Here is a 14,867-nt window from a genome sequence, read left to right as displayed (position 1 = left end):
GGTTATGTTAACGAAAAAAGAGAATCTTGAAGCGGTCGAGAAATTTGCAGAGAACCTGGAAGTTGAAGGCCGTAGTTTGTGGCAAGACGCCCGTATCCGCTTTATGCGTAACAAAGCGGCGATGGTGAGCTTGTTCATTCTTGCATTGATGACCCTAGCGGTAATCTTCTTACCGATGATTGCCCCTTACGCTTTTGATGATACTGACTGGTATGCAATGCACGTTGGTCCGAGTGCTGAGCACTGGTTTGGTACAGACAGCTTAGGTCGAGACCTTTACGTACGTACGCTGATTGGTGGTCGTATCTCTCTAATGGTTGGTGTTCTAGGTGCATTAGTTGCGGTTGTGATTGGTACACTTTACGGTGCGGCTTCTGGCTTCATTGGCGGTAAAGTTGACCGTATCATGATGCGTATTCTTGAGATCCTATATGCGGTACCGTTCATGTTCCTAGTTATCGTACTGGTAACATTCTTCGGTCGTAATATTGTTCTTATCTTCGTCGCTATCGGCGCTATCGCATGGCTAGATATGGCTCGTATCGTACGTGGTCAAACGCTAAGCCTGCGTAGTAAAGAGTTTATTGAAGCGGCACACGTTTGTGGTGTGAGCAACTGGAAGATCATCACTCGCCACATCGTTCCAAACGTATTGGGTATCGTAGCGGTTTACTCAACACTACTTATCCCAAGCATGATTCTAACGGAATCATTCCTTTCATTCCTTGGTCTTGGTGTACAGGAACCAATGACAAGTTGGGGCGCACTTCTACAAGAAGGCTCACAAACAATGGAAGTAGCAATCTGGCAGCTGGCATTCCCAGCAGCGTTCATGGTTGTGACTCTATTCTGCTTCAACTACGTTGGTGACGGTCTGCGCGATGCGCTGGATCCAAAAGACAGATAATTAAAAATAGAAAGAATAAAGGAAGCAATGATGAGTTTATTAGATGTCAAAGATCTGCGCGTCGAATTTACCACGCAAGATGGTATCGTAACCGCAGTAAACGATTTGAACTTCTCTCTGAATCAAGGCGAGACCCTAGGTATCGTAGGTGAGTCTGGTTCAGGTAAGTCACAAACTGTATTCGCAATCATGGGTCTACTGGCTAAGAACGGTATTATCTCTGGTAGCGCGAAATTTGAAGGTCGAGAAATCCTTAACCTTCCAGAAAAAGAGCTTAACAAGGTTCGAGCGGAACAGATCGCTATGATCTTCCAAGACCCGATGACCTCTCTTAACCCATACATGAAAGTCAGTGATCAGCTGATGGAAGTACTGATGCTGCACAAAGGTATGGGCAAAGCAGAAGCATTCGAAGAGTCTGTTCGTATGCTTGAAGCGGTAAAAATCCCAGAAGCTCGTAAGCGTATCACTATGTACCCACACGAGTTCTCGGGCGGTATGCGTCAACGTGTAATGATCGCAATGGCGCTGTTGTGTCGTCCAAAACTGCTTATTGCGGATGAGCCAACAACGGCATTGGACGTTACGGTTCAAGCGCAGATCATGGATCTGCTGAACGAGCTGAAATCTGAGTTCAACACTGCAATCATCATGATCACGCACGACCTTGGTGTTGTTGCAGGTTCATGTGACAAAGTACTGGTTATGTACGCGGGTCGTACCATGGAGTACGGCACAGTGAACGAAATCTTCTACAACCCAAGCCACCCATACGCAGAAGGTCTATTGAAGGCTATTCCTCGTCTAGATACAGAAGGCGAGATTCTGCCAACGATTCCTGGCAACCCGCCAAACTTGCTTCGTCTACCACCTGGCTGTCCTTACCAAGATCGCTGCCATCGCGTGATGGATCGTTGTAAGCGTGAAGCACCAATTCTGACGCCATTTGGTGATGGTCGTCAGCGTGCATGTTTTTCTGAATGGGAGGCTTGGAGCAAATGAGTACAGATAAAAAGCTAATTCTGGATGTATCTGATCTGAAAGTTCACTTCAGCATTGCATCAAAATCTGCGTGGCCTTGGTCAAAACCGTCAAGCCTAAAAGCGGTAGACGGCGTAAACGTTCGTTTATACGAAGGCGAGACCCTTGGTGTAGTAGGCGAGTCCGGTTGTGGTAAATCGACATTTGCTCGCGCCATCATTGGTCTGGTGGAAGCAACAGACGGTGAAGTGGTTTGGTTGGGTCAAGATCTGACAAAAATGAAAGACGTCCAACGTCGTGAAACGCGTAAAGAAATCCAAATGATTTTCCAAGATCCTCTGGCTTCTCTTAACCCACGTATGACGGTTGGTGACATCATCGCTGAACCATTAGAGACATTCTACCCAGAGCTGACTAAGCAAGAAGTGAAAGACCGCGTAAAAGAGATGATGGCGAAGGTAGGTCTTCTACCAAACGTTATCAACCGTTACCCACACGAATTCTCTGGTGGTCAGTGTCAGCGTATTGGTATCGCACGTGCTCTGATTTTAAAACCTAAGATGATTATCTGTGACGAGCCAGTATCAGCACTGGATGTATCGATTCAGGCTCAGGTAGTTAACCTATTGAAAGAGCTGCAAAAAGAGCTTGGTCTTTCATTGGTGTTCATTGCGCACGATTTATCAGTTGTGAAACACATTTCTGACCGCGTACTGGTTATGTACCTAGGTAATGCTGTGGAGCTGGGTGAAGCAGATGCGTTGTTTGCAGATCCAAAGCACCCATACACTCGTGCACTAATGTCTGCTGTGCCTATTCCAGATCCGGAAATTGAACGGAGTAAGAAGATCCAGATGTTAGAAGGTGATCTACCATCTCCGATCAGCCCACCATCGGGCTGTGTATTCCGTACTCGTTGCCCTCAAGCAACGGATGAGTGTGCAAAGACAAAGCCAAATATCCAAGGTTCTGATATTCATGCAGTTTCTTGTTTGCACGTAGCGGTGTAATTAAATTCGGCCTGTGACGGGCTTAAGCGCGGCTCCTTTTATAGGGTCGCGCTTTTTTTATGCCTACGATCTAGGCTTGATTTAGTTCATTCGAAATTCTTGAACAAGTTGAACTAAGCGGTTGGATTTTAAGCTTTGCATGATTCGCTAATATAGTGGAAAACAGAATCTGAGGAGAGCAGTCATGGGTAAGTTAGTTGAAGGTGTTTGGCACGATGTATGGTACGACACTAAATCAAGTGGCGGTAAATTCGTGCGAGAAGATGCAGGGTTTCGCAACTGGATTAAAAACAAACCGGATGCAACCTATCAACCAGAGTCTGGTCGCTATCACTTGTATGTTTCACTTGCTTGTCCTTGGGCGCACCGAACGTTGATTTTTCGCAGTCTCAAAGGGTTAGAAAAACACATCGATGTCACCGTGGTGTGTCCTGATATGCTAAACGAGGGCTGGCAGATGGGATTGCCTGAGCCATTATTTGGTCACTCCCGTATGCATCAAATTTATACTGAAGCTAAACCGGATTACACTGGTCGAGTTACAGTGCCAGTATTATGGGACAAGAAGACCAATACCATTGTGTCGAATGAATCGTCAGAAATCATCCGAATGTTTAACTCTGAGTTTAATGAGTTAACAGGCAATCATGATGATTATTACCCGGAGCAGCTTCAAAGTGTGATTGATGAATGGAATGATTACATCTATCCACACGTGAATAACGGTGTTTATCGTTGCGGGTTTGCCACAACTCAAGAGGCGTATGAAGAAGCTTTTGATTCACTCTTTGATGCTTTGGATAAAATTGATGCCCATCTTGTGACGCATCGCTACTTAGCAGGTAATAAAATCACTGAAGCGGATTGGCGCTTGTTTACTACTCTTGTGCGTTTTGACGCGGTGTATGTTGGTCATTTCAAGTGTAATAAACAACGTATTGCTGATTACGCAAACATTCAAGGTTATTTGAAAGAGCTGTATCAAATAGAGGGTGTGGCAGAAACCACGGACTTCTACCACATAAAGCGTCACTATTATTTTAGCCATACTGGCATCAACCCAACACAAGTGGTACCGAAAGGTCCTGAATTAGATTTGGATTCACCTCATGGTCGAGAATCTATCTAAGTTTAAAACCTCTAAGAAAAGCGCCATTTGATGTGGCGGTTTTCTTTTTTCTCAATATCTTCTTAGCATCACAGCTTCTTCCTACCAATCACATAAACTGATGATATAACAACCGATCTTTGACCGAGGTGGGGTATGGATATCAATGAGTTTGTCAGTGGCGAGCATCTAATTTGGAATCTGTTTGTTGCTCTGCTTTTAGGTGCGATTGTGGGAACACAACGTGGCTGGGTGATGCGTAATAGCGTCGAAGGCAGTCGCGTTGCAGGTATCCGCACCTTTTCTTTAGTCGGTTTGCTTGGTGGCTTGGTTGGGATTCTTGCCAATCTGTATACGCCTTTGCTACTCGGCTTTGCTCTTATTGCCTTGGTTATTCTTGCTTGCATTGCGTTTGTTATTCAGCAGAAAAAGAGTGAAGACATCAGCATTACTGGTGTCGTCAGTTTAGTCATTACGTTTGTTCTTGGTAGTTTGGCTGTATCCGGTGAGCCGGTTCTTGCTGCGGCAGCTGCCGTTATCACCGCAGTTGTTCTGGACAACAAGAGAGAACTTCATCAGGCGCTTCAACGCCTCCAAGAGTACGAGCTTGATGCCGCTTTGCGCCTGCTGCTCATTTCCATCGTCTTGTTGCCGCTCTTACCTAATCAAGCTTACGGTCCTTGGAATGCACTTAATCCTTATGAGATTTGGTGGATGGTGGTGTTGATTGCGAGTATTTCATTTGTGGGCTACTTTGCGATTAAAATTGGTGGGGCGAAGCGAGGCATTTTGTTTACTTCTGTCTTCGCTGGCTTAAGCTCATCTACTGCGCTCACACTGCAGTTCTCCCATCTTTCACGCGAACAATCGAGTATCAGCCCTTTGTTAGCAAGCGGCATACTATTGAGTTGCGGTACCATGTTTCCTAGGCTGCTAATTGTGCTGTCAGTGATTAACCCTCAGTTAGTGACATTGTTGTGGCCCATCGTCATGATTATGATGATTGCTCTTTACTTCCCTGCTTGGTGGATATGGCGTCGAAGTGAGGTAGGGAAGGTGGAACAATCAAATAAACAAACCAATCCTTTGGCATTGCAATCGGCGTTGTTTTTCGGTGTCGTATTGGCTGTGATTATGCTGTTATCGCATGCACTGTCTGATCTGTTTGGTAATGCTGGTGTTCTGATACTATCTGCGCTATCCGGCATTACAGATGTCGATGCTATTTCCCTTGCTCTTGGGCGACAAAGTACCCAAACCCTAAGTGTGGAAACCGCGGCACTGGGTATTCTTATCGCGGCATCAGTCAATACAGTGGTGAAAATGGGGATGGTTGTCGCAATAGGGGATAAGGCATTGTGGAGAAGAGTTGCGCCCGTCATGGTTGGATGCGTGCTTTTTGGCGCTATTTTGTTTTTGGCTTTGTATTGATTTATCCGAATACGAAATGGAAAAAAACCTCGCCGTGGCGAGGTTTTATTATTTTGGAAGAAGCGAAGTTATTAGTTAACTGCTTTTTCTTTTGCTTGGTCAGCTTGATCTGCCTGAATCGCAGTTAGAGCAACTGTGTACACGATATCGTCTACTAGTGCACCGCGAGATAGATCGTTTACAGGCTTGCGCATACCTTGCAGCATTGGACCGATAGATACTAGGTCAGCTGAACGTTGTACCGCTTTGTAAGTCGTGTTACCAGTGTTTAGGTCTGGGAATACGAATACTGTCGCTTTACCTGCTACTGGAGAGTTAGGCGCTTTAGAAGCTGCCACGTTTTCCATGATTGCTGCGTCGTACTGTAGAGGACCGTCGATCACTAGATCTGGACGTTTCTCTTGAGCAATCTTAGTTGCTTCACGTACTTTATCTACGTCTGCACCCTTACCAGATTCACCAGTAGAGTAGGAGATCATAGCAACGCGAGGGTCGATACCGAATGCCGCTGCAGAATCAGCAGATTGGATAGCGATTTCAGCAAGCTGTTCAGCTGTTGGATCTGGGTTGATCGCACAGTCACCGTAAACCAATACTTGGTCAGGTAGCAGCATGAAGAATACAGAAGATACGATAGACGCATCAGGTGCAGTCTTGATGATTTGGAACGGAGGAACGATAGTGTTTGCTGTGGTGTGAACCGCACCAGAAACTAGACCGTCTACTTCGTCGTTCTCAAGCATCATTGTGCCTAGGAATACTGAATCTTGTAGTTTCTCACGAGCAACAACTTCAGTCATACCTTTCGCGCCACGTAGCTCAACTAGACGAGCAACGTAGTTTTCACGAACTTCATCAGAGTTGATGATAGTTACGCCAGCACCTAGCTCAACGCCTTGTTGTGCAGCAACGCGACGGATTTCGTCTGGGTTACCTAGAAGCACACATTCAGCGATACCGCGCTCAGCACAGATAGCCGCAGCTTTAACTGTACGTGGCTCGTCACCTTCAGGAAGAACGATACGTTTGCCAGCTTTACGAGCGAACTCAGTTAGCTGGTAACGGAATGCTGGTGGGCTTAGACGACGAGACTTCTGAGTACCTTCAGTCATAGACTCGATCCAGTTACCGTCGATGTGACCAGCAACGTGCTCGTTGATGAACTCAATACGCTCTTTATCGTCTGCAGGTACTTCGATAGAGAAGCTCTGTAGGTTTAGAGAAGTCTGCCAAGTGTTACCTTGTGCTTTGAAGATCGGTAGACCAGTTTCGAACGCTGGCTTACAAAGACCAGTGATCTCTTCAGGGATGTCGTAACCGCCAGTCAATAGAACTGCACCGATATCAACACCGTTCATTGCTGCAAGTGCTGCTGCAACGATTACGTCTGGACGGTCTGCAGAAGTAACAAGTAGAGAACCTGGTTTGAAGTGCTCAATCATGTTTGGCAGAGAACGTGCACAGAAAGTGATGCTCTTAATACGACGAGTCGCAATGTCACCTTCGTTGATGATGTCAGCATTTAGGTGCTGAGCCATATCGATAGCACGAGTAGCGATCAGATCGATGCTCCATGGCACGCAACCTAGTACACGAATTGGAGAAGTGTTGAAGATTTCCATCACTTTCATTTCGTTTTGCTTCGCGCTGTCTGCATCGTCAAAGATTTCAGATAGGTCAGGGCGAGTACGGCCAGCTTCGTCAACAGGTGCGTTTAGCTTGTTGATGATTACGCCAGAGATGTTCTTGTTCTTAGTACCACCGAAGTTAGAACATGCTACTTCGATGCGCTCTTTAAGTTGAGCTGGGTTATCTGTACCAGGAGTTGCAACAAGAACGATTTCCGCGCCTAGAGTCGCTGCGATTTCCGCGTTCACTTGGTTAGCGAATGGGTGCTTACGAGTTGGTACTAGACCTTCGATAAGCGTTACGTCTGCATCTTTGTTGATTTGGTTGTAACGCTCAACAACAGTTTCTAGCAGCTCGTCCATGTTGTCGTTACCGATTAGGCTTTCAGCAACAGACATCGCTAGTGGTTGACCGATCTTCATATCGCTGTTGTAACCAACGATAGTTGAAGTTAGATCAGGTTGATCACCGCCAGAACGTGGCTGTGAAATTGGTTTGTAGAAAGAAACCTTAACGCCTTTGCGCTCCATTGCGCGAAGAACACCCATGCTTACGCTAGTTAGACCAACACCAGCACTTGCAGGGATAAGCATAATAGTACGAGACATTCGTAGAGTACCTTTAGCTATTGGGGGATAAAAGCTCAACTCTTATTCCATGAATAATTCAGAGAATAGGAGTTAAGCCCCTAAGAAATTCTTTTGGAAGAAAAACTGGCTAGCCGAGTGGCTAGCCAGTTCAATCTATTAAAGACCTGCTAGGCGTGCAGTGTCTTCAGCAATTACTAGCTCTTCGTTAGTAGAGATAACCATTGCTGGGATACGGCTGTTAGCTGTAGTGATAGTACCTTCGCCGCCAAAACGTGCTTTAAGGTTAGCTTCACCATCAACTTCGATACCGAAGATACCTAGACGGTTTAGAACCATTTCACGGATAGGACCAGAGTTTTCGCCGATACCGCCAGTGAACGTGATTGCGTCTAGACGACCTTCCATAGAAGCAGTGTAACCAGCTACGTACTTAGCTAGACGGTGACAGAACACGTCCATTGCACGAGTTGCTTCTTCTTTCTCACCGTAGTTGTCTTCAACGAAACGACAGTCAGAAGTCACTTCAGTTAGACCAGCAAGACCAGACTCTTTAGTTAGCATGTTGTTGATTTCTTCAACAGAGTAACCTAGAGCGTCGTGTAGGTGGAATACGATAGCTGGGTCGATATCACCACAACGAGTACCCATTACTAGACCTTCAAGAGGAGTAAGACCCATAGAAGTGTCTACAGATTGACCGTTCTTGATTGCACAAACAGAAGCACCGTTACCTAGGTGACAGTTGATGATGTTTACTTCTTCAACTGGCTTGTTTAGTAGGCCTGCAACTTCACGAGTGATGAATAGGTGTGAAGTACCGTGCATGCCGTAACGACGGATACCGTGCTCTTTGTATAGTTTGTATGGAAGAGCGTATAGGAAAGACTCTTCAGGCATAGTTTGGTGGAACGCAGTGTCGAATACAGCAACGTTTTGAAGCTCTGGGAAGTTGTGTTTAGCAGCTTCGATACCGATGATGTGCGCAGGGTTGTGAAGCGGTGCGAAAGTCGCAGCGTCTTGAATACCTTTTAGTACGTCATCAGTGATTAGTGCAGATTGAGTGAACTGCTCACCACCGTGTACGATACGGTGACCGATAGCGCCTAGGTTAGCTTTAAGCTCTGGCTTAGAAGCAAGAATAGTTTCAACCATGAACGCTAGTGCTTCTTCGTGTGCTGCACCGTTGCCTAGTTGAGCTTCGTGTTTACCGTCAAGTTTCCACTTGATACGTGCTTCAGGAAGGTGAAGACATTCAGCAAGACCTGATAGGTGCTCTGCACCTGTTTCTGCATCAACAACAGCAAATTTAAGAGAAGAACTACCGCAGTTTAAAACTAAAACTAGCTTAGACATGTGTGACTACCTGTTATTCGTCTGATCAAAATCAGTTAAAGGATGAAAAATTAATCACAAGAATAGACGATACCGCCAAGGGTGCGTACTAATCTTGGTCAAAAATTGTTCTAATTCCGTATAAATGAATAGTGATGAACCCATCCACCACTATGAAGCGATCCGTGCAGAATAAAATCTCGGAGTTGCTTAAATTGTAAATAACGGCAACAATGAGATTGAGGGTCTGCAAAGGATAGCGATAATAGGCAATGATAACAAAAAAATTTTGAAAGAATATTAACTTTCATCAATTTTTTGCGCCTTCAGTTGAAATGTTCAACTATTTTTTAGTGAGAGAGCGGTATGAGCAAACAAGTCGGATTGATCCATAGCCTGAAAGACGGCCAGAGTTACATGGAGATCTGGCCGGTTCGTAAAGAGCTGAACGCCATTTTTCCCGAGCAACGCATTATTAAAGCAACACGCTTTGGCATTAAAGTGATGCCAGCGGTTGCAGCAATCAGTGTGCTCACTCAAATGGCTTTTAACAATTATGATGCGCTTCCTCAAGCCATTGTGGTTGCACTGTTCGCAATCAGCATGCCACTGCAAGGCATGTGGTGGTTGGGCAGCCGTTCCAATACTAAGTTGCCACCTGCTTTAGCATCGTGGTATCGAGAGCTGCACCAAAAAATTACCGAAACAGGATTTGCTTTAGAGCCTGCTAAAGCGCGTCCAAGATATAAAGAGCTCGCAGTAATTTTAAACCGAGCTTTTCGCCAACTGGATAAGACTTCATTAGAGCGTTGGTTCTAATCTTCTTGTTCGGTCATCAACTCATTGAAATGGAGTGTGCTTTTAGCCACTCCATTTTTTATGCCCGCAACATGGTTTTTTACTCTTTGCTTATTTGTAATCACCGCCTCTCGTGCCGATTGTGAGATCACAAATGTTACTTTGTTGTTAAATCTTACTTTTCTTTCCTGAGACTTAGCGTTAATAATGATAATTAGATGCACAAAAAGTGCGCAGCTATAAACACAACATCCCATCTTCTACTTCAAAGACTCGTGAGTACGTCAGCAACATTGTGCTTGCAGTTCAAGGACGAAGAAACATCAAGGAGTCATGATGAAAACAAAACGTTTACTCGCCATTGCTATTCTTGCTACGACCACGGCTTTTTCTTCCGCTAGCGTTCTGGCTAAAACCGCGACAGTCGCGGTATCACAGATTGTTGAACACCCTGCTTTGGATGCAACTCGTCAAGGGTTGTTAGACGGTCTGAAAGCCAAAGGGTATGAACAAGGGAAGAACTTAGAGTTTGACTACAAGACAGCGCAAGGTAATCCAGCAATCGCCGTTCAGATTGCACGCCAGTATGTAGGAGAAAGCCCAGACGTCCTCGTTGGTATAGCAACGCCATCAGCACAAGCTTTGGTCTCTGCGACTCGCTCTATTCCTGTTGTGTTTACTGCAGTGACGGACCCTGTTGGTGCCAAGTTGGTCAAATCGATGAGTCAACCAGGAAAGAATGTCACAGGACTCTCTGATTTATCTCCGGTCGCACAGCACGTTGCGTTGATTCAGGAAATCTTACCTTCGGTGAAATCCATTGGCGTGGTTTACAACCCAGGGGAAGCAAATGCCGTCACCTTGGTACAGTTATTGAAAGAGAGCGCTGAGTCAAAAGGATTAAAAGTTGTTGAAGCGACGGCACTGAAAAGCGCAGATGTACAATCTGCAACTCAAGCTATTGCAGCGAAATCGGACATCATTTACGCACCAACAGATAACACGGTTGCAAGCGCGATTGAAGGAATGATCGTTGCCGCAAACCAAGCGAAGAAACCGGTATTTGGAGGCGCGACGTCATATGTTGAGAAAGGGGCTATCGCAAGCTTAGGTTTTGACTACTACCAAGTCGGTGTTCAAACAGCCGATTACGTGGCAGCTATTCTTGAAGGGCAAGAGCCGGGTAAGTTAGATGTAAAAGTGGCGACAGGCTCAGATCTTGTCGTGAATGAAGGCGCGGCAAGTAAGCTTGGTATTCAATTGCCAGGTTCTGTTGTGAAACGTGCAACTAGTATGCAGTAAGCGTTGTTTTTAGGTCGGTGTTCTGCCGACCTGATTTATGCAGAAAGGAGCAGTTATGTCTGCATTTGCTTTTTTTGGTGCGCTCGAGATAGGGCTTATCTACGGCTTGGTCGCTTTGGGCGTTTACCTTACGTTTCGTGTCCTTGACTTTCCGGACCTAAGCGTTGACGGTAGTTTCCCTATGGGGGCGGCTGTTGCAGCAACAGCCATCGTTGCGGGCATCAACCCTTGGTTAGCAACGGGACTGACGATAATCGCTGGTGGCATGACCGGGTGGGTCACCGCTTTTCTTGCCGTTCGTTGCGGCATCCTTCATCTTCTTGCCTCAATCCTGACCATGATTGCGGCATTTTCCATCAACATCCGCATCATGGGAAAACCGAATATGGCGCTACTAGGCGAAGATACGATTCTGACGCCTTTTGAAGCCATGGGAGATGCAATGTACATCCGACCATTGGTCGTGGGTGTATTGGTTTTACTCTCTGCGTTATTTGTTGTGCGCCTTCTAAATAGTGATTTTGGTTTAGGGTTAAGAGCAACAGGCGTAAACGCTCGAATGGTCGCGGCACAAGGAGCCAGTACGGGATTCTACACGTATTTTGGTTTGGCATTATCCAACGGGTTTGTGGGTTTTGCTGGGGCTCTGTTTGCTCAAACAAATAGCTTTGCCGATGTCACGTCTGGTGTAGGGACGATTGTGGTTGGTTTAGCGGCGGTGATCCTTGGTCAGACTTTGATTCCAGGACGCAAAATCTGGGTTGCTGTTTGCGCGGTAATTATTGGTTCGGTGCTGTACCGTCTGGCGGTTGCTTTTGCGCTGAGTTCCGGCATGTTTGGTTTGCAAGCATCGGATCTAAATCTGGTGACAGCGGTGCTGGTGGCGGTCGCTCTAATTGCACCGAAACTTAAACAGAGGATGAAAGCAAAGCAGCGAGTGAGTAATGCCAAACAAGCGGCATCCAAAAACGGCTCAGGGGAGGCGCTATGATTGAACTTAATGACATTCAGGTGACGTTTAACCCTGGTACGATTTTAGAAAATCGAGCCTTAAAGAGCGTGTCCCTAGAGGTTCCTGAGCATCAATTTCTTACGGTGATTGGCTCTAACGGTGCGGGGAAATCAACTCTACTCGGAGCCGTGACGGGGGAAACGCCAATGATTGGCGGAAAGGTGATCATTGATGGGAAAGACGTGACACGGAAAACCGTTGCTCAGCGTGCTACTCAATGTGCGAGGGTGTTCCAAGACCCATTGGCTGGTACATGTGGCGAGCTTTCCATCGAAGAAAATATGGCGCTTGCTTACATGCGAGGAAAACGTCGTGGTTGGGGAATGGCTCTTTCTACTAAACGCCGTAAGCTGTTTCAGGAACGTATCAGCATTCTTGGCTTGGGGTTAGAAGATCGCTTAGGTGACAGCATTGGTCTGCTCTCAGGAGGACAGCGACAGGCTGTCAGCCTTGTAATGGCAACACTTTCAGACAGTAAGCTGTTGTTGCTTGATGAGCATACCGCCGCGTTGGACCCTCGTATGGCAGCGTTTGTTATTGATTTAACTAAACGCATTGTTACTGAGTTCGACCTTACTGTGATGATGGTGACGCATTCCATGAAAGACGCGTTAGCGTGTGGTGACAGAACCGTCATGCTTCACCAAGGTGAAATAGTGCTAGATGTGGCAGGGGAGCAACGTAAAAATATGCAAGTTCCCGACTTGCTTGAAATGTTCTCTAAAGTGCGCGGAGAAGAGCTGGCTGACGATAGTCTCCTACTAAACTAGCATTGACTGCTCATCGACTACGCCTACCAAACGTGATCCTCCTTAAGAAAATGACCCATACGGTATTTTTAAAAGGAGGATTTTTAGGCAGAAGCTCTTTATTAAAATAGTGGAATATTCCAACACAAAGAGCACTTGCCATGTCCCTTCCATTTATCTTCCATAGCCAAACGAAAGATGGTCTTGAATTCGATGGTGAACGGCTGACCGTCGTTCTCAAAACGGATGACACCCAATTCGATCGCATCCATGTAAGGTGCGAGCCTGATAATGAAGAATATCTCATTGAGATGCAGCCTCATGGTAAAGCTGGTGAGTTGCAGTTGTGGAAAGGTCAGTTTGCTCCAAACAAAGATCGAGACGTGACACATTACGTGTTTAAACTTGTTAAGGGGGCGAGCCAGTTCTGGTTAGACGCGAGAGGTGTGCATAAGCGCGTTCCGCCCAAAGAGTTTCACTTTAAGTTAAACGTACAATCTCAGCCGCCAAGCTGGGTTCAAGAGCAAGTCTTCTATCAGATCTTCCCAGATCGTTTTGCTGCTAGTCAGGAGCATACCGCTATAAAAAATGCTTATGCACATCACGATTCAAGTGCCATGGTGAAGGCGTGGGGAGATGCCGTTGGAACGCACCAAAATACGGGGGCTCGCGAGTTCTTTGGTGGGGATCTAAAAGGCATTGAACAAAAGCTGGATTATCTATCCGGTCTGGGTGTAACAGCACTTTACTTTAACCCAGTTTTTACAGCGCCAAGTAATCATAAATATGACACAACGGATTACTTCCAGATTGACCCTATGTTTGGCACGAATGAGCAGTTTGCGCAGTTGTGTGAGCAAATTCGTGGCAAACAAATGAAGATTGTTTTGGATGCTGTGTTTAACCACACGTCTGTTCATCATCCTTGGTTTGATATCAAGCAAGAAGGTCAGGGCGCTTATGGAAATCCCAATTCAGATTTCCGTGATTATTACTTCTTCGAAGGTCAAACCAACAACTATATTGGCTGGAAAGGGATTGGTAACCTCCCTGTTCTCAATTTCGAAAATGAACAGGTACGTGATTACATCTACCAAAGTGAAGAAGCTGTGATCAAACATTGGCTCAAACCTCCGTATTGTGTAGATGGTTGGCGCTTCGACGTTATCCATATGCTAGGCGAGGGCGATGGTGCGAAGAATAATGCCCACTATGTGGAAGCTTTCCGTCAAGCTGCTAAGTCCACCAATCCGAATGCATATGTGTTAGGTGAACACTTCTTTGAGGCAACGCAGTGGCTACAAGGTGGACAAGAAGATGGAGCGATGAACTATTATGGCTTTGCCCACCCTGTACGTGCGTTATTTGCCAAACAAGACATTATGTATGATCCGATTGATATCAATGCGTTGGATTTCAAAGAATGGGTAGATGAAGCTCGTGCCAAAGTACCGTTTGCAAATCAGCTGTCGCAGCTTAATCAATTAGACAGTCATGATACCGCCCGTTTTCTGACGCTATTAAATGGAAATGAAGAAAAAATGCAAATGGCGCTTGCATTATTGATGACTTACGTTGGAACACCTTGTCTTTATTATGGCAGTGAAGTTGGACTAGAGGGAGGGCTCGACCCAGACAATCGACGTTGTTTCCCTTGGGACCAAATAACGACTTCTAAATGGTTACCTTTGTATAAGGAATGGATAGAAATCCGTAATAAATACAAGGCACTACAATGTGGTAGCTTACAATGGCTTCATTGTGGTGAACAAGTCATGGCATATGTGCGTCAATGGCAAGATGAAGCAATAGTTGTGGCATTTAACCTTAGCAGCAGTGACCAAGATGTTAACCTACCATTGTGGCAACTTGGCTTAAATGCTAAACACCTGCATCAATTATTAGACAAAGGTGAACTAATGCCTGTTGAACGTCATTTTTCTGTCAATATCCCAGCAATGAACTGCAAAGTATGGCAGATGGAGTGACTTCGAGCGCCTTCTTTATTAAAATTTATG

At 45.7% G+C, this 14,867-nt stretch carries 12 protein-coding genes; 10 read left to right on the top strand and 2 right to left on the bottom strand.

What is annotated here, in order from left to right; translation table 11 throughout:
* The first annotated feature begins 4 nt into the window (after positions 1 to 4).
* The 5 genes from oppC (at position 5) to MHO32_RS10375 (ending at position 5,437) form a co-directional block, all read left to right on the top strand.
* Positions 5 to 907, top strand: a complete 903-nt coding sequence (gene oppC, locus MHO32_RS10395) for an oligopeptide ABC transporter permease OppC (RefSeq protein WP_005444726.1) — start codon at positions 5 to 7, stop codon at positions 905 to 907.
* A gap of 30 nt (positions 908 to 937) precedes the next feature.
* A complete protein-coding gene (locus MHO32_RS10390; protein ID WP_005444728.1) occupies positions 938 to 1,909 on the top strand; it encodes an ABC transporter ATP-binding protein in 972 nt (323 codons plus the stop codon).
* The gene (gene oppF / locus MHO32_RS10385; RefSeq protein ID WP_009698507.1) at positions 1,906 to 2,898 is read left to right on the top strand and encodes a murein tripeptide/oligopeptide ABC transporter ATP binding protein OppF; all 993 of its coding nucleotides are present in this window, start codon (positions 1,906 to 1,908) and stop codon (positions 2,896 to 2,898) included. The genes MHO32_RS10390 and oppF overlap by 4 nt, the downstream gene beginning before the upstream one ends.
* Positions 2,899 to 3,082: 184 nt before the next feature.
* Positions 3,083 to 4,027 (top strand): glutathione S-transferase family protein, encoded by a 945-nt coding sequence (locus MHO32_RS10380; RefSeq protein WP_239211681.1) that lies wholly within the window; start codon positions 3,083 to 3,085, stop codon positions 4,025 to 4,027.
* A gap of 135 nt (positions 4,028 to 4,162) precedes the next feature.
* Positions 4,163 to 5,437 (top strand): MgtC/SapB family protein, encoded by a 1,275-nt coding sequence (locus MHO32_RS10375; protein WP_050940796.1) that lies wholly within the window; start codon positions 4,163 to 4,165, stop codon positions 5,435 to 5,437.
* Positions 5,438 to 5,508: 71 nt separating this feature from the next.
* On the opposite strand, the gene pta is transcribed toward MHO32_RS10375, so the two are convergent.
* Positions 5,509 to 7,674 carry a phosphate acetyltransferase gene (gene pta, locus MHO32_RS10370; RefSeq protein ID WP_005439640.1) on the bottom strand — a complete coding sequence of 722 codons (2,166 nt, stop codon included), beginning with the start codon at positions 7,672 to 7,674 and terminating at the stop codon, positions 5,509 to 5,511.
* A gap of 138 nt (positions 7,675 to 7,812) precedes the next feature.
* On the bottom strand, positions 7,813 to 9,009 hold the full coding sequence (locus MHO32_RS10365) for an acetate kinase (RefSeq protein ID WP_005444740.1): 1,197 nt from the start codon (positions 9,007 to 9,009) through the stop codon (positions 7,813 to 7,815).
* A 345-nt stretch (positions 9,010 to 9,354) separates the two neighbouring features.
* On the opposite strand from MHO32_RS10365, the gene yfbV reads away from it, so the two are divergent.
* The 5 genes from yfbV to malZ all read left to right on the top strand — a co-directional run bounded on the left by yfbV (position 9,355) and on the right by malZ (position 14,837).
* Positions 9,355 to 9,807, top strand: a complete 453-nt coding sequence (gene yfbV, locus MHO32_RS10360; protein ID WP_005444743.1) for a terminus macrodomain insulation protein YfbV — start codon at positions 9,355 to 9,357, stop codon at positions 9,805 to 9,807.
* A 315-nt stretch (positions 9,808 to 10,122) separates the two neighbouring features.
* A complete protein-coding gene (locus MHO32_RS10355; RefSeq protein WP_050902819.1) occupies positions 10,123 to 11,088 on the top strand; it encodes an ABC transporter substrate-binding protein in 966 nt (321 codons plus the stop codon).
* 55 nt (positions 11,089 to 11,143) lie between these two features.
* Positions 11,144 to 12,079, top strand: a complete 936-nt coding sequence (locus MHO32_RS10350) for an ABC transporter permease (protein WP_239211674.1) — start codon at positions 11,144 to 11,146, stop codon at positions 12,077 to 12,079.
* A complete protein-coding gene (locus MHO32_RS10345) occupies positions 12,076 to 12,870 on the top strand; it encodes an ABC transporter ATP-binding protein (protein WP_005444750.1) in 795 nt (264 codons plus the stop codon). The genes MHO32_RS10350 and MHO32_RS10345 overlap by 4 nt, the downstream gene beginning before the upstream one ends.
* A gap of 140 nt (positions 12,871 to 13,010) precedes the next feature.
* Complete coding sequence (gene malZ / locus MHO32_RS10340; RefSeq protein ID WP_239211672.1) at positions 13,011 to 14,837, top strand: maltodextrin glucosidase; 1,827 nt, start codon at positions 13,011 to 13,013, stop codon at positions 14,835 to 14,837.
* Positions 14,838 to 14,867: the final 30 nt, after the last annotated feature.

Origin of the sequence: Vibrio sp. MMH1-50, from assembly GCF_022347645.1 — a bacterium.
In the GTDB taxonomy this organism is placed as follows: Bacteria; Pseudomonadota; Gammaproteobacteria; order Enterobacterales; family Vibrionaceae; genus Vibrio; species Vibrio harveyi.
The sequence above is the reverse complement of the archived record's forward strand: the minus strand, read 5'-3'. Positions and strand labels throughout refer to the sequence as shown.

Bases quoted from the DNA above. Each gene is read 5' to 3' on its own strand.
- oppC (WP_005444726.1), top strand. From the start codon at position 5: ATGTTAACGAAAAAAGAGAATCTTGAAGCGGTCGAGAAATTTGCAGAG.
- MHO32_RS10390 (WP_005444728.1), top strand. From the start codon at position 938: ATGAGTTTATTAGATGTCAAAGATCTGCGCGTCGAATTTACCACGCAA.
- oppF (WP_009698507.1), top strand. From the start codon at position 1,906: ATGAGTACAGATAAAAAGCTAATTCTGGATGTATCTGATCTGAAAGTT.
- MHO32_RS10380 (WP_239211681.1), top strand. From the start codon at position 3,083: ATGGGTAAGTTAGTTGAAGGTGTTTGGCACGATGTATGGTACGACACT.
- MHO32_RS10375 (WP_050940796.1), top strand. From the start codon at position 4,163: ATGGATATCAATGAGTTTGTCAGTGGCGAGCATCTAATTTGGAATCTG.
- pta (WP_005439640.1), bottom strand. From the start codon at position 7,674: ATGTCTCGTACTATTATGCTTATCCCTGCAAGTGCTGGTGTTGGTCTA.
- MHO32_RS10365 (WP_005444740.1), bottom strand. From the start codon at position 9,009: ATGTCTAAGCTAGTTTTAGTTTTAAACTGCGGTAGTTCTTCTCTTAAA.
- yfbV (WP_005444743.1), top strand. From the start codon at position 9,355: ATGAGCAAACAAGTCGGATTGATCCATAGCCTGAAAGACGGCCAGAGT.
- MHO32_RS10355 (WP_050902819.1), top strand. From the start codon at position 10,123: ATGAAAACAAAACGTTTACTCGCCATTGCTATTCTTGCTACGACCACG.
- MHO32_RS10350 (WP_239211674.1), top strand. From the start codon at position 11,144: ATGTCTGCATTTGCTTTTTTTGGTGCGCTCGAGATAGGGCTTATCTAC.
- MHO32_RS10345 (WP_005444750.1), top strand. From the start codon at position 12,076: ATGATTGAACTTAATGACATTCAGGTGACGTTTAACCCTGGTACGATT.
- malZ (WP_239211672.1), top strand. From the start codon at position 13,011: ATGTCCCTTCCATTTATCTTCCATAGCCAAACGAAAGATGGTCTTGAA.